The 21231-nt window shown below is 73.8% G+C and carries 22 protein-coding genes; 10 read left to right on the forward strand and 12 right to left on the reverse strand.

Annotated features, from left to right (window positions below; translation table 11 throughout):
* Positions 1-27 precede the first annotated feature (27 nt).
* Positions 28-1080: a substrate-binding domain-containing protein gene (locus tag ACH9D3_RS11745; RefSeq protein WP_396411052.1), complete on the reverse strand. Its 1053-nt coding sequence runs from the start codon at positions 1078-1080 to the stop codon at positions 28-30.
* A gap of 251 nt (positions 1081-1331) precedes the next feature.
* On the opposite strand from ACH9D3_RS11745, the gene ACH9D3_RS11750 reads away from it, so the two are divergent.
* The 4 genes from ACH9D3_RS11750 to ACH9D3_RS11765 all read left to right on the forward strand — a co-directional run bounded on the left by ACH9D3_RS11750 (position 1332) and on the right by ACH9D3_RS11765 (position 6937).
* Positions 1332-2348, forward strand: a complete 1017-nt coding sequence (locus ACH9D3_RS11750; protein WP_396411053.1) for a TRAP transporter substrate-binding protein — start codon at positions 1332-1334, stop codon at positions 2346-2348.
* Positions 2345-2980: a TRAP transporter small permease subunit gene (locus ACH9D3_RS11755; protein ID WP_396411054.1), complete on the forward strand. Its 636-nt coding sequence runs from the start codon at positions 2345-2347 to the stop codon at positions 2978-2980. Before ACH9D3_RS11750 ends, ACH9D3_RS11755 begins: the two co-directional genes overlap by 4 nt.
* A 6-nt stretch (positions 2981-2986) precedes the next feature.
* Positions 2987-4294, forward strand: a complete 1308-nt coding sequence (locus ACH9D3_RS11760; RefSeq protein WP_396411055.1) for a TRAP transporter large permease subunit — start codon at positions 2987-2989, stop codon at positions 4292-4294.
* Between the two features lie 249 nt (positions 4295-4543).
* The gene (locus ACH9D3_RS11765; protein WP_396411056.1) at positions 4544-6937 is read left to right on the forward strand and encodes a glycoside hydrolase family 3 protein; all 2394 of its coding nucleotides are present in this window, start codon (positions 4544-4546) and stop codon (positions 6935-6937) included.
* Between the two features lie 141 nt (positions 6938-7078).
* Here ACH9D3_RS11765 and ACH9D3_RS11770 read toward each other — a convergent pair whose 3' ends face one another.
* Positions 7079-7903, reverse strand: coding sequence for a hypothetical protein (locus ACH9D3_RS11770; protein ID WP_396411057.1), 825 nt, complete (start codon positions 7901-7903; stop codon positions 7079-7081).
* Between the two features lie 160 nt (positions 7904-8063).
* Here ACH9D3_RS11770 and ACH9D3_RS11775 point away from each other — a divergent pair, with 160 nt between their 5' ends.
* From ACH9D3_RS11775 to ACH9D3_RS11790, 4 genes are all read left to right on the forward strand, one after another.
* Complete coding sequence (locus ACH9D3_RS11775; protein WP_396411058.1) at positions 8064-8612, forward strand: CueP family metal-binding protein; 549 nt, start codon at positions 8064-8066, stop codon at positions 8610-8612.
* Between the two features lie 25 nt (positions 8613-8637).
* Positions 8638-9549, forward strand: coding sequence for an alpha/beta hydrolase (locus tag ACH9D3_RS11780; protein WP_396399433.1), 912 nt, complete (start codon positions 8638-8640; stop codon positions 9547-9549).
* Between the two features lie 58 nt (positions 9550-9607).
* Complete coding sequence (locus ACH9D3_RS11785) at positions 9608-10732, forward strand: NAD(P)-binding domain-containing protein (RefSeq protein ID WP_396411059.1); 1125 nt, start codon at positions 9608-9610, stop codon at positions 10730-10732.
* A 118-nt stretch (positions 10733-10850) separates the two neighbouring features.
* Positions 10851-10991, forward strand: coding sequence for a hypothetical protein (locus ACH9D3_RS11790; RefSeq protein WP_396399431.1), 141 nt, complete (start codon positions 10851-10853; stop codon positions 10989-10991).
* Positions 10992-11176: 185 nt separating this feature from the next.
* Here ACH9D3_RS11790 and ACH9D3_RS11795 read toward each other — a convergent pair whose 3' ends face one another.
* The 3 genes from ACH9D3_RS11795 to ACH9D3_RS11805 all read right to left on the reverse strand — a co-directional run bounded on the left by ACH9D3_RS11795 (position 11177) and on the right by ACH9D3_RS11805 (position 12428).
* A complete protein-coding gene (locus ACH9D3_RS11795) occupies positions 11177-11407 on the reverse strand; it encodes a hypothetical protein (RefSeq protein WP_396399430.1) in 231 nt (76 codons plus the stop codon).
* Positions 11408-11540: 133 nt separating this feature from the next.
* Positions 11541-11858: a hypothetical protein gene (locus ACH9D3_RS11800; RefSeq protein WP_396411060.1), complete on the reverse strand. Its 318-nt coding sequence runs from the start codon at positions 11856-11858 to the stop codon at positions 11541-11543.
* Between the two features lie 72 nt (positions 11859-11930).
* Entirely contained in the window at positions 11931-12428 is a 498-nt protein-coding gene (locus ACH9D3_RS11805) for a hypothetical protein (protein ID WP_396399428.1), read from the reverse strand.
* 270 nt (positions 12429-12698) lie between these two features.
* Here ACH9D3_RS11805 and ACH9D3_RS11810 point away from each other — a divergent pair, with 270 nt between their 5' ends.
* Positions 12699-13028: a hypothetical protein gene (locus ACH9D3_RS11810; protein WP_396411061.1), complete on the forward strand. Its 330-nt coding sequence runs from the start codon at positions 12699-12701 to the stop codon at positions 13026-13028.
* Between the two features lie 106 nt (positions 13029-13134).
* Here the strand turns inward: ACH9D3_RS11810 and ACH9D3_RS11815 are convergent, their stop codons facing one another.
* Positions 13135-13731, reverse strand: coding sequence for a LysE/ArgO family amino acid transporter (locus ACH9D3_RS11815; protein ID WP_396399426.1), 597 nt, complete (start codon positions 13729-13731; stop codon positions 13135-13137).
* Between the two features lie 70 nt (positions 13732-13801).
* Here ACH9D3_RS11815 and ACH9D3_RS11820 point away from each other — a divergent pair, with 70 nt between their 5' ends.
* Entirely contained in the window at positions 13802-14728 is a 927-nt protein-coding gene (locus ACH9D3_RS11820) for an ArgP/LysG family DNA-binding transcriptional regulator (protein ID WP_396411062.1), read from the forward strand.
* Here ACH9D3_RS11820 and ACH9D3_RS11825 read toward each other — a convergent pair.
* Genes ACH9D3_RS11825 through ACH9D3_RS11850 form a run of 6 tightly spaced genes read right to left on the reverse strand, consistent with a single transcriptional unit; the run spans position 14628 to position 21231 of the window.
* The gene (locus ACH9D3_RS11825) at positions 14628-15449 is read right to left on the reverse strand and encodes a PIG-L family deacetylase (RefSeq protein WP_396411063.1); all 822 of its coding nucleotides are present in this window, start codon (positions 15447-15449) and stop codon (positions 14628-14630) included. The genes ACH9D3_RS11820 and ACH9D3_RS11825 overlap by 101 nt on opposite strands.
* Positions 15446-16759 carry a glycosyltransferase gene (locus ACH9D3_RS11830; RefSeq protein ID WP_396411064.1) on the reverse strand — a complete coding sequence of 438 codons (1314 nt, stop codon included), beginning with the start codon at positions 16757-16759 and terminating at the stop codon, positions 15446-15448. Before ACH9D3_RS11830 ends, ACH9D3_RS11825 begins: the two co-directional genes overlap by 4 nt.
* Complete coding sequence (locus tag ACH9D3_RS11835; protein ID WP_396411065.1) at positions 16756-18333, reverse strand: YcaO-like family protein; 1578 nt, start codon at positions 18331-18333, stop codon at positions 16756-16758. Before ACH9D3_RS11835 ends, ACH9D3_RS11830 begins: the two co-directional genes overlap by 4 nt.
* A complete protein-coding gene (locus ACH9D3_RS11840) occupies positions 18330-19265 on the reverse strand; it encodes an MBL fold metallo-hydrolase (protein ID WP_396411066.1) in 936 nt (311 codons plus the stop codon). The genes ACH9D3_RS11835 and ACH9D3_RS11840 overlap by 4 nt, the downstream gene beginning before the upstream one ends.
* A complete protein-coding gene (locus ACH9D3_RS11845; RefSeq protein WP_396411067.1) occupies positions 19262-20317 on the reverse strand; it encodes a Gfo/Idh/MocA family protein in 1056 nt (351 codons plus the stop codon). The genes ACH9D3_RS11840 and ACH9D3_RS11845 overlap by 4 nt, the downstream gene beginning before the upstream one ends.
* On the reverse strand, positions 20314-21231 hold the full coding sequence (locus ACH9D3_RS11850) for an HD domain-containing protein (protein WP_396399472.1): 918 nt from the start codon (positions 21229-21231) through the stop codon (positions 20314-20316). The genes ACH9D3_RS11845 and ACH9D3_RS11850 overlap by 4 nt, the downstream gene beginning before the upstream one ends.

A 21231-nucleotide genomic window follows, 5' to 3' on the forward strand; every position in this document is an offset into this window, starting at 1 on the left:
GCTTCCATGACAGTCCCGCCGCAGGGGTCAGGACAACGAGTTGCCGTCTGTTGCTGGTGACGCGGCCGAGGACTCTCGCACCACCAGACGGGTCGGCAGCACCATGGGCCGGCTCGAGGTGGGGGAGGCCCCGCGCGTCATGGCCAGGAGGTTGTTCACCGCGGTCGCGCCCAGGGCCTGCATCGGCGCCGCCACGGAGGTCAGCGAGGGGCTGATGAAGTCGAGGCCCTGGATGTTGTCGAAGCCGACCACGGCCACGTCCTCCGGGACCCGCACCCCGTGCCGGCGTAGCTCCCGCAGGAAGCCCATCGCCATGAGGTCGTTGTAGAGGACCACCGCAGGGACGCGGTGCTCGAGCCAGCGGGCCGCTGCCTGCCGGCCTCCCTCCGTGGTCGGTTCGAAGGGGCCCAGCCGGTGCACCCTCAGCTCCAGCTCCAGGGCGGACTCGCGCAGCGCCCGCCACCGCGTGCCGTCCGTCCACGAGGCCTCCGGACCGGCCACGTAGAGGATCGAGCGGTGCCCCGCAGCGGCCAGATGCTCGGCGGCGCGGCGCATGCCCCGCGGGTTGTCCGGGACCACACAGGCGACACCGTTGACCGCCCGGTTCACCACGATCGTGGGCTTCTGCTTGGCCATCATGCGAATCGCCGAGTCCGACATCCGCGAGCTGGTGAGCAGGACGCCGTCCACCAGGGGCAGAGTCCGCTCCAGCGCCTGACGCTCCTTGCGGTCGGACTCGTGGGTGTGTGCCAGCAGGACGATGTACCCGGCCTCGGCGGCGGCCTCCTCGGCCCCGCGGATGAGCTCGAAGTACGCGGGGTTGGAGATGTCCGAGACCACCACGGCGATCATGTTCGTGCGCCGGTCCTGCTCCGTGCCCGACCGGGACACGGACGTGGAGCGGTAGCCCAGCTCCTCGGCCGCGAGCCGGACCCGCTGCGCCGTCTCGAAGGACACGCGGCCGGGGCGGGCGAACGTCCGGGAGACGGTGGACGGGGCCACCCCCGCGGCGCGGGCGACGTCGTAGATGGTGGGGCGCGGGCTGCGCGGTGCCCGCTCCTGACCGGTGTCCACCGCCATCGCCACCCCTCGTCAGCCCGGACCCTCCCGCTGTCCCCCGATCATAGTCATCGGGGTCCTGAGGGAGACCGGCCGTGGCAACGCAGCAGCGACGCGGGGGCAACGCCGTGGCAACAAGGAGCAACCCGCTGACGCCCGGATGAGTCCGATCTCACACTGGGGGACACGGTTCCTGCGACGGTGCGAAGGTCTTCCGGCCCGCCGCCGCACGGTGATCCGTCCAGGCCACGTCGACCAGAAGAAGGACCCCCATGCCGCCCGTCCGACCATCGGTACCACGCCTCGTGCTCCTGGCCACCGGCACCCTGCTGCTCACGGGCTGCACGGGAGCCCCGGGGGCGGACGGCGACGGCAGGACCCTCGTGCTGTCGCTGAACCAGACCGAGTCCCACCCCTCCTACATCGCCCTGACCGCGTTCGGCGACCGGCTCGCGGATCGCACCGACGGGCGCTGGGACGTAGAGGTGTACGCCAACGAGACGCTCGGGGCCCAACAGGAGGTCGTCCAGCTGGTCGGCGACGGCGCCGTGGACATGGCCGTCGCGTCCGGCACGCAGCTGGAGAACCTCAACGCCGACTTCCGGACCTTGAACCTGCCCACGGTCTTCGACGACATCGAGCACCAGCTCGACGTGATCAATGACGACGCGATCGTGGGCGAGCTGTTCACCTCCTTGGAGGAGAGCACCACGCTCACCGTCCTCGGCGGGCTGACCCAGGGCGCGCGCAACGTCTACACCGCCGAGGGCCCGGTCGAGCGTCCCGAGGACCTCAACGGCAAGAAGATCCGCGTCCAGGAATCCGACATCCACATCGACATGATCGAGGCGATGGGCGGCTCCGCCACGCCCATGGCGTACGGCGAGGTCTACACGGCCCTGCAGTCCGGGGTGCTCGACGGCGCGGAGAACAACGAGATCTCCTACCTGTCCCAGAAGCACAACGAGGTGGCCGAGCACATGGCGCTGACCGAGCACCTCGTCGGCCTCGACTACGTGGTGATGAACACCGACGTGCTCGAGGGCATGTCCCCCGAGGACCGCGCGGTCTTCGAGGAGGAGTGGGTCACCACCTCCGAGCAGCACGCCGAGCTGTGGACGACCGAGACAATCGCCGCCATCGAGGCGGCCGAGGAGTCCGGGACCGTGTTCACCGCAGTGGACGAGGCCGCGTTCGACGCGGCCCTTGCCCCGGTGGTCGACAAGTACCTCGAGACCGACGACGCCCGGAAGCTCTACGACGACGTCCGAGAGGCGGCCCAGCAATGAGCGCGATCAAGAACGTCCTGGACCAGCTGCTCGCAGGGCTGTGCATCGCCCTGTTCACGGCGCTCGTGCTCGTGGTCACCTGGCAGGTCTTCACCCGCCAGGTGATCGGCGACCCCAGCACGTGGACCTCCACGACGGCCCAGTACCTGTTCGTGTGGCTGTCGCTGTTCGGCGCGGCGTACGTGTTCTCGGAGCGCGGCCACATCGCCGTGGACTTCCTGGCGCGCAAGACCGGTGGACGGGCCCAGAAAGCGGTCGGGGCCTTCACCATGCTCGTCGTTCTCGCCTTCGCGCTGATCGTGCTCATCTGGGGCGGGCTGCGCGGCGTCGGCCTGACCTGGGCCCAGAACGTCTCCGGCCTGCCGGTGAACGTTGGGCAGATGTACCTGGCTTTGCCCGTCTCCGGCGCGCTGATCACGTTCTACGCGCTCCACCACCTCCGCAAGATCGCCGTGGGCCGCGAGGCCGGCCTGCCGATCAACGAGGACGAGGAGATCGGCCGGCACACCAGCTCCATGCCACTGATCGCCTCCCAGGACCCGCGGATCACCGAGACCCGCCTCGATCCCCGCCTCGATCCCCGCCTCGACGGGTCCTCGGATCCCGACGACGACACCCAGAAAGGACGGTGAGGTCCCGTGGATCCCGCCATCATCGCCGGCATCATCCTCCTGGTCGGCATCGTCGTCCTCCTGGCCCTGGCCGTGCCGATCGCCGTGGCCGTCGGGTTCTCGTCGTTCATCGCCCTGGCCGTGGTCATCGGCCCCGAACCCGCGTCCTTCGTGGGCGCCCAGCGGCTGTTCACCGGCATCAACTCCTTCACGCTGCTGGCCATCCCCTTCTTCATCCTCGCCGGGGAGCTGATGAACACCGGCGGCATCGCGGCCCGTCTCATCGACGCCGCCAAGGTGCTCGCGGGCCGGATGCCCGGCTCGCTCGCCCAGACCAACGTGGTGGCCAACGCGCTCTTCGGCTCCGTCTCCGGAGCCGCCGTGGCCTCCGCCGCGGCCATCGGAACCGTCATGGGTCCGCGCCAGCGCGAGGAGGGCTACACCCGGTCATACTCCGCCGCCGTCAACGTCGCCTCGGCGCCCGCCGGGATGCTCATTCCGCCGTCCAACACCCTCATCGTCTACTCGCTGGTGTCCTCCACCTCGATCGCGGCCCTGTTCATGGCCGGCTACGGCCCGGGCCTGCTGTGGGCACTCGCCTGCATCGTCGTAGTGCTCCTGTACTCCCGCCGCCATCCCGGCGCCGGGAGGACCCAGCGGGTCCCCCTCGGCGTGGCCGTGCGCACGCTGCTGAAGGCCGTCCTGCCGCTGCTGATGATCGTCATCGTGATCGGCGGCATCCTGACGGGCGTCTTCACCCCGACCGAGTCGGCCGTGATCGCCGTGCTCTACAGCTTCGTGCTGGGCCTGGCCTACCGGCAGATCTCGCTCCGCCAGCTGCCGGGGATCCTGCTCAACGCGACCCGCACCACCGCGATCGTGATGCTGCTCGTGGGCGTGTCCACGATCATGGCCTGGGTCATGTCCTACTCGCGGATCCCGCAACTGATCTCCGACGGGCTGCTGGGAGTCACGGAGTCCCCGACCCTGATCCTGCTCATGATCCTGCTCGTGCTGCTCGCCGTGGGCACCTTCCTGGACCCCACCCCGGCGATCCTGATCTTCACCCCGATCTTCCTGCCGGTCGTCGTGAGCTTCGGCATCGACCCGATCCACTTTGGGCTGATCATCGTGTTCGCCCTCTCCCTGGGCACCATCACCCCGCCGGTCGGCAACGTCCTCTTCGTCGGCGCCCGGGTGGCTGGGCTACGCGTGGAACCGGTGATCAAAGCGCTTGTGCCGTTCTTCCTGGCCCTGGCGATCGTGCTACTGGTCGTCACCTTCGTGCCCCAGCTGAGCCTGTGGCTGCCGGGGGCCGTGGGTCTCCTGGAGTAGGCGGCAGGCCGCGAGAATCAAGGCCCGGCTCCGGGAAAGGCGCATGCCTTTCCCGGAGCCGTCATCGTGCCGGGTGGACCCGCAGGGGCCGTGCCCGGTGCCCGAATACCGCCAGGTGCAACCGGCGGCAACTCATTGAGGCTCCACAGTGACGCGGATCACTATGGGGCATTCGCTCAATCGCCTACGACCGCGGTGGCTCACCCCGGTGACCCGTCCTTGGCGGAGGCTCGAAAGAAAGTCACCACCATGCATCGATCGTCGCAGCACCGGCGCACCCGGACCCTCGCCCTGGCCGTCGTCGCCGTCCCCCTGTCCCTCGCCCTCGGTCCCGGCGCCGTCGCCGCGCCCCCGGAGCATGCCGGCGGCAGTGCGGACAAGGGGAGCAACCAGGGCAACCACGGAAAGCCGCCAGAGCTCCAGGCCCGGGTGAAGGACATGATCGAGGTCAGGGGCCGGGCTTTCAAGGACCTCAACGCCAACGGGAGGCTGGATCCGTACGAGGACTGGCGGCTGCCGGTCGCCCAGCGCGTGGACGACCTGGTCGCGCAGATGACGCTGGAGGAGAAGGCCGGCCTGATGCTGGTCGACACCCTCAACGCCGAGTGCGACCAGGGAACCGGCACACGGGGCGTGCTCGGCCCGGCGGCCGACGACTACATCAACACGCAGCACATGCACCGGTTCATCCTGCGCAACACCGTCACCAGCGAGGATCGGGCGGTCTGCGGCGAGCCCGGCAGCGGCTTCCGCGCCAGCACGAGCCTCACCCCCGGAGAGGCCGCGGGCTACATGAACACGGTCCAGGAGCTGGGAGAGGCCACGCGCCTGGGCATCCCGATGCTCTACAAGTCCAACGCGCGCAACCACATCGACCCGGACGCCCGCGCCGGCATCAACGAGTCCGCCGGCGCTTTCACCGCTTTCCCCAAGGAAGCCGGCATCGCCGCCGCCGCCCTGGGCGAGCAGGCCCACAGGACCGGGGAGGACCCGACCATCGGCGACATGTCCGTGGTGGAGGACTTCGCCGAGGTGATGGGCGCGGAGTGGGCCTCGATCGGGCTGCGCGGGATGTACGGCTACATGGCCGACCTCTCGACCGAGCCGCGCTGGTACCGAGCGCACGAGACGTTCACCGAGGACGCCGACCTCGGCGCGAACATCATGGGCAGTCTGGTGGAGAGCCTGCAGGGCCCGGCCGGCGAGGACGGGGTGTCACTGAGTCCGGACACCTCGGTCGCCCTGACCATGAAGCACTTCCCGGGCGGCGGCCCGCAGGAGTTGGGCCTGGACCCGCACTACTCCTTCGGCAAGACCCAGGTCTACCCCGGTGACGCCTTCGGCTACCACCTCAAGCCCTTCGAGGCCGCGATCGACGCCGGGGTGTCCTCGATCATGCCGTACTACGGCGTACCGATGGGCGTGACCCACGACGGCGTGACCTACGACCAGACCGGGATGGCATTCTCCGACCAGATCGTCAACGACCTGCTGCGCGAGGAGCTCGGCTTCGCCGGCTACGTGAACTCCGACACCGGCATCATCAACGACCGCGCCTGGGGCCTCGAGGAGAGCACCGTCCCGGAGCGCGTCGCCGCGGCCGTCAACGGCGGCACCGACACCCTGTCCGGCTTCCACGACGTGGCCACCATCACCGACCTGGTCGACAGCGGACTGGTCACCGAGGAGCGCGTGACCGAGGCCGCCGAGCGGCTCGTCGAGCCGCTGTTCCGGATGGGCCTGTTCGAGAACCCCTACGTGGACGCGGCGGCGGCCGGAGACGTCGTCGGCAACGATTCCCACCGCGAGACCGCGCTGGACGTCCAGCGCAAGTCGGCCGTGCTGCTGCAGAACCAGGACACCCCCGCAGGCGGCAAGGCGCTGCCGCTGCAGGACGGGTCCGATGTCTACATCCTCGGGGACTTCACGCAGGAGACGGTCGAGAGCTACGGCTACCAGGTGACCGACGGCAACACCGAGGATCCTGCCGACCGCCCCAGCGCTGAGGGCAGCGACCACGTGCTGATCTCGGTGACCGCGCAGAACGCCAACACCGGGGCCTACGCCAGCGACGACCCCGCCACCGGGCTCAATGAGGAGCACACCAATCCCATCGTCCTGCCGGGCACCGAGGGCCTCGACGGGCAGAGCCCGTACGGTGCCGCCGACGCCTGCGTGGCCCAGAGCGCCGAGGAGTGCACCGACAGCGGTCTGCGCTTCGGCGGATCCTTCCCCTGGGAGGCCTCCAGCCTGGACTTCACCTCCATGGCGGCCTCCGAGTCCTGGGAGATCACCCCCTCCCTGGACACCATCCAGCAGGTCATGGACGAGGTCGACGACCCGTCCAAGGTGGTGCTCCACGTCTACTTCCGCCAGCCGTTCGTCCTCGACGAGGCGAGCGGGCTGCGCGACGCCGGGGCGATCGTCGCCGGGTTCGGGATGACCGACACGGCCCTGCTCGACGTCCTGTCCGGGAAGGTCGCCCCGCAGGGCCGGATGCCCTTCGCCCTGGCGGGCACCCGGGAGGCGATCGAGGAGCAGTACAGCGACCTGCCCGGCTACGCGGAGACCACCGACGGCGAACTGTTCCCCTTCGGCCACGGGCTGACCTACGAGGAGGGAAGCGGGACCGGGGGAGACTGATCCGCTGCCGCCACGACGGCACCGGTCCCGATGGGACCGGTGCCGTCGTGGATGCGGTGGAGGACCCGGCGGAGGTCTGCCGCCGCTGCTGCGAGGGGATGCGCCCGATCGTCGGCCGAGCGCCCCCGCCCGGCCCCTGGGTCAGCGGCCGATCCGCGCGGCCTGCGCCTCCCAGTCCGCGTGGGCGCTCCGCGCCCGGACCGGCCGGCGGGTCTCCCGCAGGGCGTGCAGCGCGGCGTTGCGCTCCCGTGCCAGGGAGTCCGCGGCCTCCTGCACGGCGGCGTCCTGGCGGGCCCGGGCGCGGACCGCGGTGATGGTGCCCATGATGGTCTCCACGCCCTGGGACCCTCCCGCCAGGTAGGCGGTCCGGACCGCGTGGTCCTCGTGGTACAGGTAGCGGTCGTCGGTCTGGCCCCGGTGGGTGTCGAAGTCCCCGTCGGTCAGCTCGGAGATCATGGCCGCGACCCGGTCCAGGCGGGCCTCGACCTCCCCGTGCAGGGGGGTCCGGCCGGCGGCCTCCCGGACGGACCACAGGGCCTGCCCGTGCCGCCGGAGCCGGGGCGCGTCCCAGTCGGCCCGCGGCGTCTCGGCCAGCCGGGCGGCGACGAAGGACGCGTTGGCGTGGCGCTGCTGGGGCGGCACCACGCCGAGCTGCCACTGGATCCAGGCGGTGCGCATGTCCTCGGCGGCGGTCCGCCGGGCCTGCTCCGCGGTCTTCGCGTCCACCCGTCCGCCCGTCCGACGGCCCGCCCGCCGCAGGCTCCGGCACCGGGCGGCCGCGCGCTCGCGCAGGGAACGGACGAGCCGTCGCAGGAGCACGCCGAGCAGGTACAGGGCGGCCAGGACCAGGACCACGAGCAGGATCGTGCGCAGGTTGCTGAGGACGAACGAGACCACGGACAGGACGACCGCCCCGGCGATCAGGAGCACGTACCCGGAGACGTCGTTGTTCTGGGTGTTCTGCATGGCGGATCCTCCCGAACCCTGAGACCACTGGACATCCACTCTAGCCGCCGGCGCCGGCTCTGTGACCGGTCCGCCGTGCACATCTCGGCCGGGCGTGCCCCGGCGCCCGGGACACCGGCCCGGGGCGGGCGCCGTCGACCTCCCCCGATATCCTGGACCCATGAGAACCGCTGTGCTGTCCGTGGCCGCCGCCGTCCTGCTCCTCGTACCCGGCTGCGCCGGTGGGAGCTCCGGGCCGGACGCCCTGCTCCAGGAGCACGGTCTCGAGGGCGCGAGCACGCAGGAGGTCGTCGACCGGCTCGATCGCACCCACGAGGACCGCGACGCCGGGCTCGCCGGCTCCGTGGGCTACGACGAGGTGGTCCTCAGCGACGGCACGGCCGAGACCTCACTGCCCATGCCGGAGGACCGCTTCTACCTCGCGGTCGCCCCCTGGACCACCACGACCCACGAGTGCTTCTCCCACAGCCTCTCCGGATGCCAGGGCGAGCTCGTGGGGGAGGACTTCGACGTGCGGATCACCGACGACTCCGGAGCCGTGCTCGTCGACGAATCCGTGACCAGCTACGAGAACGGGTTCGTGGGCTTCTGGCTGCCCAAGGACATCACCGGCACGCTCGAGATCGGCTCGGAGCGGGGCAGCGCGGTCGAGGCCTTCGCCACCTCCCCGGACAGCCCGACCTGTCTCACGACCCTGCAGCTCGTCTGAGCCCCGACCGAGGAGGAGAGCCCGGATGAGCCTCAGCATGGCCCTGACGTCGCAGGCGGTCCGCCTGCGGACGCGCCTGCAGCCCTGGACCCCGGTGGAGCGGCTGCACGGGCGGCGGTATCCGGAGCCGGCCAGGATCCCGGGCGGTCTGCGGCGCTCGCACGCCGTGGAGCGCACCGAGGTGGCCGGCCGGCCGGTGCTGCGCCTGACCCCGCGCGCCGGGGCGGACGGATCCCACCTGATCTACCTGCACGGCGGGGCCTTCGTGAACCCGCTGCTGCCCGCGCACTGGTGGATCGTCCGGGAGCTCGTCAAGGACACCGGGACCACGGTCACGGTCCCGCTGTACCGGCTGGCCCCGGAGGGCCACGTGGACGAGGGCTACGCGTTCCTCGCCGCGGCCTGGGCCGACCTCGTGGCCCGGCCCGCCGCGGAGCGGATCGTGGTCGCGGGGGACTCCGCCGGCGGGTGCCTGGCGATCGGGCTGGCCATGCGCCTGCGGGACGCCGGGCAGCGGATGCCCGACCACGTGGTGGGCTTCTCCCCGGCGGTGGACGTCTCCGCCACGCACCCGGCCGTGCGGGAGATCGACCCGCACGACCCCATGCTGAGCACCGACGAGGTGGTGCCCATGGCCGCGGCCTGGGCGCGGGACCGCGAGCTCACCGACCCGCTGGTCAGCCCGCTCTACGGGGACGTGGCCGGGCTCCCGCCCGTGCACGTGGTCCAGGGCGGCAAGGACATCCTGGCCGCCGACGCCCTGGCCTTCGCCCGGGACCTGGCGCGGGCGGGCAACGCGGGGAGGCTGCTCTACGAGCCCGGCGCCTTCCACGTCTACGTGGGCGCCTGGTGGACGCCGGAGGCCCAGCGGGCCGTCCGGCACGTGCGCTCCCTGCTCCGGGCGGGCGTCCCCGCGGCGGAACGGGCCCCGGAATAGTCCTGCCCCCACCGCAGTTCCATCATTGGTGATACATCAACCAATGGAGGGTGCCGGCATGGAGGTCGTGGTCGTCGGGGCGGGACAGGCGGGACTGTCCGCGGCTCACCACCTGCGGCGCCGGGGACTGGTCCCCGAGGAGGACTTCGTGGTCCTCGACGCCAATCCCGGTCCCGGGGGAGCGTGGCGGCACCGCTGGCCCTCGCTCACCCTCGGGGGCGCCCACGGGATCCACGACCTGCCCGGGCTGCCCCTGGGAGCGCCGGATCCGGCCGAGCCGGCCTCCGCCGTCGTGTCCCGCTACTACGGCGAGTACGAGCGCCGCTTCCAGCTGCCGGTGCACCGTCCCGTGGCGGTGCGCCGGGTGGAGGCGGAGTCCGACGACGGTCCGCTCGAGGTGGTCACGGACACCGGCACCTGGCGGACGCAGCTGGTGATCAACGGCACCGGCACCTGGGACCGCCCGTACTGGCCGTACTACCCCGGGCGTGAGTCCTTCCGGGGGCGGCAGCTGCACACCCACGACTTCCGGTCCGCGTCGGTCTTCCGCGGCCGGCACGTGGTGGTCGTGGGCGGCGGCACCTCCGCCGTGCAGTTCCTGCTCCAGCTCGCCGAGGCCGGGGCCGGCACCACGTGGGTCACCCGCCGGCCCCCGCAGTTCACGGACCGGGAGTTCGATCCGGACTGGGGGCGGGACGTGGAGCGCCGGGTCGGCGAGCGGACCCGGGCGGGGCTGCCGCCGGCCAGCGTCGTCTCGGCCACCGGCCTGCCCCTGACCGCGCAGTACCGGGCCGGGATCGAGGCCGGGATCCTCGTCTCGGCCGGCCCGCTGCGGGCGGTGACGCCCGAGGGCGTCGTGCTCGCCGACGGCCGGGACGTCCGGGCGGACGCGATCCTCTGGGCCACCGGGTTCCGGCCCGCCCTGGACCACCTGGCCCCCCTGGGGCTGCGCGAACCGGGCGGCGGCATCCGGACGGACGGGGTGCGGGTGCTCCGGGAGCCGCGGGTGCTGCTGGTCGGCTACGGCGCCTCGGCCTCGACCCTCGGCGCCACCCGCGCGGGGCGGGCGGCCGCCCGCGAGGCCGTGCGGCTGCTCTCCACCGGGCACCGGCAGCGCGCCGACGGCGGACGCGGGCGGGGCACCGCCCTCACCGCACCGCAGGCCACGGCGGCCGGTGGCTGAGCGCGTCGTCGTCCCGCCGTAGTCTGGGGGCAGCACGCCATCGCGGCCCATGCCGCTCCCACGCACGCCGTTCCCACGCACGCCATCCCCACGCACACCATCTCCGAAGGAGCACTCCATGAGCGAGCAGCCGACATCCAGCCCCGACCCCATCGAGGACGCCGCCTCCAACGAGGACGCCGACATGACCACCGAGATGACCCCGGTCCCGCACGAGCACGGGGACCCCAAGAACGAGGACTCCGACCCGCAGGACTGAGCTCCTCCCGGCCACCGTCCCGCCGGGGCCCAGCGGGCGTCGGCCGCGGCGGGGCCGTGCCGGCCCAGGAGCTGCCGTCCGACCACGTCGGTGCGCGCACGAGCCCCGGCGCACCGGTGCGCCGGGGCTCGTGCGCGGGAGACGGCAGTTCCGCTCCGCGACCGGTGCCGGGGTGGACGGCCCGGTCAGCCGGCCTCCCGCTGCAGGCGCTCGGCGAGCATCTTCTTGCCCTGCTCACCTGCCTTGCGGTTGTTCTTCTGGATCTTGCGGAACCACTGCGCCAGCTCGTCGTCGCCGGCGGCCTCGGCATCCTGGATGTACGTCTCCATCTTCCAGACGTTGTGCAGGGACGCTTCGAGGGCCCACACCAGGTTGTAGTTGGGATCCTTCACGGGGCTCTGGGGCTCGTCGGCCATGGTGACCTGCCTTCCTCGTCGTCGTCGGAGCTGCTGTGACCCGTGACGCGCCGCAGCAGCATGGCCCTCTCCACGCTAGGACCGCTCCCGGGGCAGGACAACGGGTGCGCGGTTCATGACACGGGCGGCCGGGTCAGGCGGCTGTTCCGAGGGGCGACGCGCGCAGCCTGGCCAGGGCCGGCGCGTGCTCGGTCAGCTCCTGGAGGTAGCCCAGGTCGTCGAGGTCGTCCAGCGCGGCGTCGAGCTCCTCCCGGGTCAGCTGGGCGTTCTCGGCGACGGCCTCGAGCGCGGGAGCCTCCTCGGCGGTGACGTGCTCGGCCAGGGCGTCGAGCACGACCACGGCGTCGACGCCGACGTGCTCGTCGTGGATGGCTTCGGCGAGCAGCCGCTCGGCGGCGTAGACGGCGGCGGCGGACATGCGGGGCACCAGGGTGTGCAGCGTGGACATCACGGGCGGAACGCTACCCGGGGTCCATAAGAATCCGCTGAGACCGGGCGCACGGCGTCCGCCTCCCCGGGCCGGTCACCGGGAGATCGGCAGCGTCTCGTCACGGCGCTCGCCGCGGGCCCGGCGCCGCGCGCGGACACTGCGGCCGAGCACGACCAGCAGCACGCCGACGACGACGGGCGCGACCGCCCACGGCTGCTCCAGCCACGCCCAGACCACGGCCATGCCCACGGTGCCGTAGACGACGCCCCAGATGAGGGTGCCCACGAGCATCGCGGGGATCCAGCGGCGCAGGGGCATGCCCGTGACGGCGGTGGTGAGGATGACGGCGGTCTGCAGGCCCACGGTCAGGAAGCAGGCCGGGACGGCCAGGACGCCCCAGCGGTTCACCAGCCTCTGGGCCCGCCGGTAGACGGCGGTGCCCATGAGCCCGCGGACCCGGTCGGAGCGCCGGCTCCCGGTGGTCGTGGCGGCGCGGCCCAGGCCGAAGACGAGCGTGGTCCGCACGATGGCCACGGCCCAGAAGAACAGAATCCCGGCACCGAGGGGGAGGGTCTCCAGCCAGGCCTGCACCCGTCCAGTCTAGGGACGGGTCCTGACATGCACTGACGACAGGTTGTCACCGTGCGCCGGTCCGGGTACGTCCCCGCCGTGGTGCGCCGTCGAGGGACCGAGCCCGGGCGGGGGATCTGCGCCGGTCCTGCTGCCCCACCGTCCTGCTGCCCCACCGTCCTGCTGCCCCACCGTCCTGCTGTCCCGCCGCCCCGCTGACCTGCGGCGCCCGGGGTACTCTCGCCGTACGCCCGGTCTCCCCCCAGCCCGGGCCCCGACCGAGGAGGACGCATGAGCGTGGAGATCGACGAGTGCGGGACCGTGACCGCCGGCGGGCGCCCCGTGGACTACGCGACCGCCTACGCCTGGTGCGTGGACTCGCCCGAGACGATCACCGAGCTGGTCCAGGACACGAAGGCCTTCGCCACGGTCATCGCCGCGGCCGAGCACGCCGGCCCCGAGGAGCAGGCCGAGGCCGTCCGGCAGGCCTTCGCCGCAGGGGTGCCCCGGCGGCCGGGAGCCACCTGGACCGGGGCGGCGCCGCCGGAGCCGGGGGTCGGGGAGCGGGTCCCGCCGGACGGCGACCCCGGTGCGGCGGGGTCCGGCCCGGAGCGCTGCTAGGAACGTCGGTGCGGACGCGGCCCGGCCGCGGCCCGGCCGGGTCCTCGCCGCCTGGCCCGCAGAGATCCCCGGGGCGGGCACCGGGACGCCGCGTCCGGCGGTGGGATCAGCCCAGGACCAGCTTGAGGGCCAGGGCGAGCATCACCACGCCGATCACCAGGTCCACCGCCCGCCAGGTGCGCGGGCTGTCCAGGACCCCGGAGAGGACCCGGGCGCCGTAGCCCAGGGCCGAGAACCACACGACGCTGCCCAGCACGGCCCCCGCGGCGAAGACCCACCGGGTGTCCGGGCCGTGCTGGTTGGCGAGGCTGCCCAGCAGCACCACGGTGTCGAGGTAGACGTGGGGATTCAGGAAGGTCAGCGCGAGGGTGGTGGCGATCACCGACCCCCGTGAGCGCGGGGCCTCGGCGGCCAGGGACGACGGTCTCAGCGCCGACGCGAAGGACCGGACGGCCCACCACGCCAGATAGGCGGCACCGCCCCACCGCAGCACGTCCAGGGCCCCCGGGAACCGGGACACCAGTGCCCCGATCCCGGCGGTGCCACCGAGGATCAGCACCGCGTCGCTGACCGTGCACAGGGCCACGACCACGCCCACGTGCTCCCGGCGGATGCCCTGGCGCAGCACGAACGCGTTCTGCGCCCCGATGGCGATGATCAGTGCCAGGCCGCTGACCAGGCCGGTGCCCCAGATGCTCCACATGGGCTCGACGCTAGCCAGCTCGAGGGATGCAGACAAACGAATGATCTGCCGGGTGCATTAGGTTTGCTTCATGAACTTCGAGCACCTGCGCGCCCTGACCGCGATCGTCGACGAGGGCACCTTCGAGGCCGCGGCGGATGCGCTGGGGATCAGCCCCTCGGCCGTCAGCCAGCGGATCAAGGCCCTGGAAACCTCCGTGGGGCAGGTCGTGGTGCGCCGCGGCGCACCGTGCACGCCGACCGCGGCCGGGGCCGTGCTGCTGCGCACGGCCCGCCAGGTGCAGCTTCTCGAGACGGAGGCCCGGCACTCCCTGGGCGGCGGCGCCTCGACCCGCACGGTGACACCGGTGGCCGTCAACGCGGACTCCCTGGCCACCTGGTTCGTGCCCGTCCTGCGCGAGGCCGCCGAATGGGCGGACACCACCCTGGACCTGCACGTGGAGGACCAGGACCACAGCAGCCGGCTCCTGCGCCACGGCGACGTCCTGGGCGCCGTGACCGCCGACCCGGCACCCGTCAACGGGTGCCGGGTCGAGCGGCTGGGCTCCATGCGCTACCTCCCCGTGGCCGCCCCCGGGCTGCGCCGCCGCTTCAGCACCGGTGCCGGCGTCGACTGGGCGGGCATGCCCGTGCTCCGGTTCAACGCCAAGGACGACCTGCAGCACCAGGCCCTGCGCGCCCGCGGGGTGGAGCGGTTCCCGCCCACGCACACGATCCCGTCCGCCGAGGGCTTCCTCGCCGCCGTGCGCGCCGGCCTCGGCTGGGGCATGCTCCCGGAGCTGCAGCTGGGGACGGACCTCCTCGACGGCTCCCTGGACCTGCTCGAGGACCACGCGCACCACGACGTCGCGCTGTACTGGCAGACCTGGACGCTGGACTCGGAGCGGCTGCACCGCATCACCGGGTGCCTCCGCCGGGCCGGCCGGCAGCACCTGCGCGACGCACCACCGGAGGGCCGGGCCGCCGCGCCGGCACCGTCCGCTCCGGATCGCCGCTGAACCGTTCGGACCTCGACCGCAGGGCGGCCGCCATGGCCGTCACGTCCCCGAACTGGAAGCCGAGCTGGCTCGGGTAGGACGCGCAGGCGGCGAGCTTGGCCCGCGTCTCCGCGGCGGTCGCCGGGCGCTCGTGGGCACCCCCGGCGCCGGAGGGCAGGCGCAGCGCGTAGGGGAGGTCGTCCCAGCGCAACACGGGCGGCCCGTGCCGGCGCGAGACCAGCTCGAGGGCGTCCCGGACGTGCCGGTGGTCCACGTGGTCCCCCAGCCCGGCGGGGCCGAGCACGAGGTCCGGCGCCGGTGTCCCCGGACCCGCCAGCTCCTGCGCCAGGGCGGCGGCCACGGACTCCGGGGTGCCCTCGTCACCGGCCACCACGGGACCGAACAGCGCCGCGGCGTCGGCGTACCCGCGGTGCGGGGCCTCCGCGAGACCCAGGTGCACGGCCCGCACCCCGAGGGCCGCCATCGCCGCCTCGTCCTCGGCCCGGCGCAGGGCCATGTAGTCGACGTCGGGGCCGAACCCCTTGTCGGTCTGGCAGGCCAGGGCGAACCCCTCGGGCCCGGGCACGCTCGCGGTGAAGACGGTGGCCACCCGCACCTGCGCGCCCCGCGCCGCCAGACCGGCCAGGAGGGCCCCGGCCGAGAAGGCGGCGTCGTCCAGGTGCGGGGAGACGGCCAGCACCACGGGGGGCCCGGCGTCCCGTGCCGTCCCGGGCCCGCTCACAGCAGGTGCGGGGCGGCCAGGTAGGGGCAGTCCGCCCGCTCGGCCGGCTCCACCCCCCGGCCGCCCGAGGTCGGTCGCTCCGCGGTGGGCAGCCGGGTCCAGGAGGAGTCCCCGGGCGCTCCCACGACCCGGTCGTACACGTCCTCGATCCGCTCGGTCAGGGCGGGCCAGGACCACTTCTCGCGGACCTCGGCGAGGGCCTGGGCGGCCAGCGCACGGGCCAGGGCCGGGTCGTCGAGCACCCGGCGCAGCGTCGCCGCCAGGCCGTCGACGTCCCCCACCTCGTGCAGCAGGCCGTTCTGCCCGTCCCGCACGCAGTCGACCACGCCCACCGTGCGCGTGGTGACCACGGGCAGCCCGGCGGCCATCGCCTCCAGGATGGTGTTGGAGAACCCCTCGGACTGGGTGGGCGAGACGAACACGTCGCCCCGGCGGTAGACCTCCGGGGCCCCGGCGTAGGGGGTGTAGCCCGTCTGCTCCACCGCGTCCTGCAGTCCCAGCTGCCCGACCAGTTCCGAGACGGCGTCCACGTCGGGGCCGATGCCCGAGACCAGCAGCCGCACGGCGCGCCCCTCCCGGCGGAGCACGGCCAGGGCGTGCAGCAGGTCCAGCACGCCCTTGCGCCGGTCCACCCGGCCGTGGAACAGCAGGGTCGTGACCCCGTCGCCGTCCCGGTCGAGCGCGCCCGCGAGCCGGTCGTCCGAGCCGGGGGTGAACGCGCGGGTGTCGGTGGCCCCGCCGATGAGGGTGCACCGCTCCGGCAGCGTCCCGTGGTGCTCGGTGACCTCCTGCGCGAAGGTCTCCGAGCCGATCAGCACGGCGTCGGCGCGGTCCAGCACGGTGCGGATGCCCACGGAGTGCTCGGCGCAGCACAGCCCCACCCAGTGCCCGTCCCCGCCCTGCACGCTGATGACGCAGGGCAGGCCCAGCAGGGTCGCGGCCTGCAGGGCCGCCATGCCGGTGGGCCAGGCGTACTGGGCGTGCACGACGTCGAACGGCTCCTCCGCGTGCAGCCGCAGCACGGCGTCGCGCATGGCGGCGATGTCCTGCTCGAAGTCCGCGGGCAGACCGTCGGCGACCCGCTGCTCGCCCAGCGACTCGAGACCCACGACCTGCACCCCCGCCGGCACGCGCTCCGCCGGGGGCGGGCCGCCGCCGTAGACCGCGCTGCCGGCGGCGTCGCCGCGGTACTGCGAGACCAGTGCCACCTCGTGGCCGTCGGCGCGCAGCTGCGCGATGAGGTTCTCCGCGTACACGCTCATCCCGGACACCGCCGGCCAGTAGCGCCGGCTCAGGAAGCAGATCCTCACGCGGACCACCCCTTCGCCCGGGCGACGGCCGCCGCGTGCAGCGCGGGCTCGCGGTAGAGCGGGTACAGGTCCTCGCCCACCACCCGGTCGATGGCGGCCCGGTCCAGCCAGGCCGGTCCGCCCAGGCGCTCCTGCGCCTCGGCGGTGAGGTGCACGGGCACGGCCGTGCCCGGCACGCCCGGCTCCCCGGCCGCCCCGAGCCCCACGATGCCGTGCAGCCCGGTCCGGCCGTCGCCGCGGGCCAGCAGGTCCGCGACGCCGCGCTCGCCCACGCGCCCGTAGCTCATGATCTCGACCTCGAGGCCCGGGACGATGACGCGCACGGCGGCCACCTCCGCGCCGGGCTCGGAGCAGTCCAGCACGAGGACCTCCAGGCCCTCCGCCGCCAGGGCGTCCACGAGGTGGGCGCGCAGCGCCGCCTGCTCGTCGGTCCCCGCCGGCGCCTGCCAGGTCGGCAGGTCGGTGAACGGGACGCCGGAGCGGCGGGCCAGGACGGTCGGCCCGAGCAGACCGCGCAGCTCGTCGCTGCCCATCTCGAGCCAGCGCAGCATGCCCCGCAGCGCCCGGGGCTCCTCGCGGGCCGGGTCGGCCGCGTAGCGCTCCAGGTAGCCGTCCGGGGTGATGGCGCGCACCGCCTCGAGGGAGCCGTGCGTGAAGGCCTTGCGCGAGCGGGCGGCCACGAACTCCAGTAGGGCCTTGCGCAGCGCGACCTCGCGGTCGGGGTGGGCGGCCTCGCCGGCGGCCGTGACCATCACGGGCTGCAGCGGGTTCTCGTCGGTGCCCACCACGAACAGCCCGACGACGCCGAGGCCGACGTCGGCGAGCTTCACCATGACGTCCACCCCCTCCGCGCGCAGCGCCGCGAGCGTCCGGCGGGTGACCGGGTCGGCGACGTCGCGGTCGTCCGGGCCGAGGTCCACGACCACGCCGGTGTCCATGGCGCGGAACCGGGTGCCGTTGCCGTTGCGCTGCAGCAGCTCGCCGAGACCGTGGGCGATCGCCCGGTCCAGGGTGTCCCCGGCCCCCATGCCGTTGCCCATCCGGGTGACCAGCCGCTCCTCGGGCGGGTCGTCGACCATCCCCGGGGGAACCAGGTGCCGGTCCCGCAGCACCATGTCCGCAGGCACCCACACCGTGCCTCCGGTGGACAGCCGCTGCACGGGCATCCAGTTCAGCGGGGTCTCGGGGGAGTAGCGGCTGCCGGCGTCCAGGCAGAGCGTGGGCGGGTCGACGACCGCGTCCGCGCCCTCGGCCGCCCGCAGGCCCGCGTAGGAGTCGCGGCGGAAGGGCAGCCCGACGACGTGCCGGGAGTGCAGCCCGATCTCGGCCGCCTCCCCCCAGCTGGAGCGGCGGGCGTCGGCGTCCGTGCCGCCGTAGCCGTGGCCGCCCGCGAGCCCGGCGCCGTGGGAGGCGAGCGTCCACCAGGAGGGCACGCCGATCGTGTCCATGCGGTGGGTCGGGAACTCGACGGTCGCGCCGTCCCCGGCGGCGCGCCGGTAGTCGTCCGTCACGCGGTGGTCGTCCCCGGTGCTGACCGGGTGCTCGACGACGAGCGGGTGTGCGGCGGCCCTCATGCGAGCACCGTCGTGGCGGGCCGCAGCTCGTCCATGGGCACCGGGGCCGCCGAGGGCGGCCGGGACAGCATGTGGTCGATCAGGGCGACCACGTGCGCGGTGGTCACCCCGGCGGCGAACTCGAAGGGGCTGAAGACGGTGTCGAAGGACAGCGCCCCGACGATCTCGCGCATGTGGCTCAGCTCCCGCCGGGACAGCGGGATCTGGGCGTGGAACGCCTTGTGGGCGCTCAGCGCCCGCGCGCTGCCGTCGGGGTGCAGGTCGATCTTCAGGGAGTCCCCGCAGAAGAGCAGGCCGCGCCCGGCGTCGTGCAGCACGCTGTGCCCGGGGAAGTGCCCGCCGGTGCGGTGCAGGGTGACGTCCTTGGCCAGCAGCAGCGTCTCGTCGGCCGGGTAGGTCACGCGGAACGCCTTGGTCCAGGGCAGGTCGTCCACCCCGACCGCCAGCACGGGCGGGTCGAGCTCGTCCTGCAGCTGCCACAGCGCGCCAAAGCCGTGCACGTGGCTCGAGGCGAGGGCGGAGAGTCCGCCGCGGCGGCGCAGCTCGGCCAGGGCGTCCTGGCTGTACCAGCCGGTGGCCTCGAAGCCCAGCAGCCCGGAGTCCGTCTCGAGGACCCAGCCGTGGCTGCCGAGGCCGATGTCCGGGTCGGTGTAGAACTCGGTGACGCCCGGCACGGCCTCGCGCCAGGACGTGGTGACCAGCCGGTCCACCTCGGCGGCCGTGCGGAACGTGAAGCCGTCCCGGGGGAGCTCGTTGCGCACGTCGGCGCAGACGGGGCACAGGGGCGGCGGGGTGGCGGCGAACCAGCGCTGCCAGTGGCCGCAGTTGTCGCAGGAGTAGGCCACGTGGGCGGGGTTCGCGCGGGTGGGCAGGACGGCCAGCTCGGCGTCGCGCCGGTCCCGGGCCTCGTGGGCGGAGTGCGGGTCGGTCATCGGAGAAGCTCCTCGAAGTCGTCGGACGTGGTCACGGGCAGGGCGTCGTGCATGAGACCCAGCAGGCGCAGGTCCCGGTCCATGGGGTAGGGCCACGCGGTGCGGCCGGGGTCGGTGAGGGCCGCCTCCACGGCCTGCACCTGGGCGGTGAAGGGCGAGAGCCCGGTGTCGAAGGGCACCGGGGCGGATGTGCCGTCGGCGGCGTCGATCAGCTCGAGCCGCCCGCCGGCGTCCTGGCCCATCGTGTTCGTGGCCACGAGCTGGGCCCGCGTGCCGACGATCTCCAGCCGCCGCCGGGGAAGGGTGTCGGCGGTGTTGTAGGAGTTGTGGATGCTCACGAGCACGCCGGAGGCGGTCGTGCCGACGAGCACGGAGCCGTCGTCCACGGGGTAGTCCTGGACCCGCTGCTGCTGGAGCGTGGTGGCCCGGACGAGGTCCTCCCCGAGCAGGGCGCCGACGAGGTCGATGCCGTGCGGGGCCAGGTCCACGTAGGCGCCGCCGCCGGCCCGGGCGGGGTCGGCACGCCAGTTGTCGTGCCCGGGGTGGTTCTCGGGCACCCAGTCCGGCGGCAGCCAGCACCCGTAGACGATGCGCACGGCCGTCACCGTGCCCAGCGCCCCCGAGGCCACCAGCCGGGCGGCGGTCCGGTGGGCGGGGTGGAACCGCTGGTCGTAGGCCGTGGCGGCGAAGATCCCCGCCGCGGCGCACGCGGCGACGAGCTCCCGGGCGTCGGAGAGCGACGCCGCCAGGGGCTTCTCGCACAGCACCGCCAGCCCGGCGGCCGCGGCGTCCTCCACCACGGGGCGGTGGGCGTGGTTGGGGGTGGCCACGTAGACGACCTGCGCCCCCGGCACCGCGGCCGCCCCGGCCACGTCCCGGCAGGCCCGGGCCCCGGGGAACCGGGCGGCCAGCCGCTCGGCGGCCGCGAGGTCCCGGTCCACGACGGCGACCACCCGGCTGCCGGGCGAGGCCGCGATGGCGGGCGCCATGTGGTCGCTGGCCACCCAGCCGGCCCCGGCGACGACCCAGCCCACGGGCTGCGGCGCGCTCACCGGATCCCCAGTCCCGCGTCGGCGAGCACGCCGAGCTGGTAGGTCTGGACCGTGCCGGGGTGCACGATGTCGAGGTCCTCCAGCGCCTGGGACGCCGTGAACGCCGCGGCCCGCGCGTGGTGGTGCACCTGCAGGACCCGGTCGAGGACGTCGGCGGCGTTGAACACCCGGCCCACCGGGGTCTCCGCCGTCTCGCGCTGCGGCAGCAGGGTGCGCAGCCGCCCGGCGAGCTCCTCGGGGAGCTGCTCCAGCGAGCGCCGCTCCAGGGCGTCCAGGATGCGCAGGTAGTGCTCGCCGAGCAGCACCTCGCCGGCGTACCCGGCGTCGGGCAGGTCCCCGTTGGGCAGGTGGTGGGCCATGGCCACCACGAACGCGTCCCCGCGGGACACGCCGTGGCGGGGGGCGAGCAGGGCGGAGTAGACCGCCGTGACGAAGCAGTGGTCCCCGTGGCTCTCGGGGGGCTCCACGATGATCCGGGGGGTGCTGGGGTGCGTGGCACCCGCCCGCGGCTGGTCCACGAGCGCCAGCACGAACGGCGGCACCCGGTCCCGGTCCGCCGCGGCGTCGTCCTCGGCGTCCACGAGCTGCGGCAGGACGGCGCGCAGGTCGCCGGTGTCGCCGAGCTCCGGGCCGCCGACCGCCAGGGCGGCGTCGAACGCCCGCTCCAGGACCTCCAGGGACTCGGCCCGGTCGAGGCCGGCCCGGCGCAGCACGGAGCCGTCGACGCCGGCGAGCCGGGTGGCGACCAGGGCCCGGGCGGTCTCCTCGAGGGCGATCCGCTCGAACTCCTCGCCCTGCACCAGGCGGCGCCAGCCGCGCACGAAGGCCCGGTCCGCGAGCGAGCCGGGGCCGCGGGCGTCGCGCAGCCGCTTCAGGTCACCGAGCTGGCGCAGCAGCGTGGTCCCCGCGCCCAC

Origin of the sequence: Kocuria kalidii (genome assembly GCF_044462225.1) — a bacterium.
Lineage (GTDB): Bacteria > Actinomycetota > Actinomycetes > Actinomycetales > Micrococcaceae > Kocuria > Kocuria kalidii.

What these genes read in the sequence shown, in the direction of transcription:
- ACH9D3_RS11745 (WP_396411052.1), bottom strand. Translation starts at nt 1,080, where the DNA reads ATGGCGGTGGACACCGGTCAGGAGCGGGCACCGCGCAGCCCGCGCCCC.
- ACH9D3_RS11750 (WP_396411053.1), top strand. Translation starts at nt 1,332, where the DNA reads ATGCCGCCCGTCCGACCATCGGTACCACGCCTCGTGCTCCTGGCCACC.
- ACH9D3_RS11755 (WP_396411054.1), top strand. Translation starts at nt 2,345, where the DNA reads ATGAGCGCGATCAAGAACGTCCTGGACCAGCTGCTCGCAGGGCTGTGC.
- ACH9D3_RS11765 (WP_396411056.1), top strand. Translation starts at nt 4,544, where the DNA reads ATGCATCGATCGTCGCAGCACCGGCGCACCCGGACCCTCGCCCTGGCC.
- ACH9D3_RS11770 (WP_396411057.1), bottom strand. Translation starts at nt 7,903, where the DNA reads ATGCAGAACACCCAGAACAACGACGTCTCCGGGTACGTGCTCCTGATC.
- ACH9D3_RS11775 (WP_396411058.1), top strand. Translation starts at nt 8,064, where the DNA reads ATGAGAACCGCTGTGCTGTCCGTGGCCGCCGCCGTCCTGCTCCTCGTA.
- ACH9D3_RS11780 (WP_396399433.1), top strand. Translation starts at nt 8,638, where the DNA reads ATGAGCCTCAGCATGGCCCTGACGTCGCAGGCGGTCCGCCTGCGGACG.
- ACH9D3_RS11785 (WP_396411059.1), top strand. Translation starts at nt 9,608, where the DNA reads ATGGAGGTCGTGGTCGTCGGGGCGGGACAGGCGGGACTGTCCGCGGCT.
- ACH9D3_RS11790 (WP_396399431.1), top strand. Translation starts at nt 10,851, where the DNA reads ATGAGCGAGCAGCCGACATCCAGCCCCGACCCCATCGAGGACGCCGCC.
- ACH9D3_RS11795 (WP_396399430.1), bottom strand. Translation starts at nt 11,407, where the DNA reads ATGGCCGACGAGCCCCAGAGCCCCGTGAAGGATCCCAACTACAACCTG.
- ACH9D3_RS11810 (WP_396411061.1), top strand. Translation starts at nt 12,699, where the DNA reads ATGAGCGTGGAGATCGACGAGTGCGGGACCGTGACCGCCGGCGGGCGC.
- ACH9D3_RS11815 (WP_396399426.1), bottom strand. Translation starts at nt 13,731, where the DNA reads ATGTGGAGCATCTGGGGCACCGGCCTGGTCAGCGGCCTGGCACTGATC.
- ACH9D3_RS11820 (WP_396411062.1), top strand. Translation starts at nt 13,802, where the DNA reads ATGAACTTCGAGCACCTGCGCGCCCTGACCGCGATCGTCGACGAGGGC.
- ACH9D3_RS11835 (WP_396411065.1), bottom strand. Translation starts at nt 18,333, where the DNA reads ATGAGGGCCGCCGCACACCCGCTCGTCGTCGAGCACCCGGTCAGCACC.
- ACH9D3_RS11840 (WP_396411066.1), bottom strand. Translation starts at nt 19,265, where the DNA reads ATGACCGACCCGCACTCCGCCCACGAGGCCCGGGACCGGCGCGACGCC.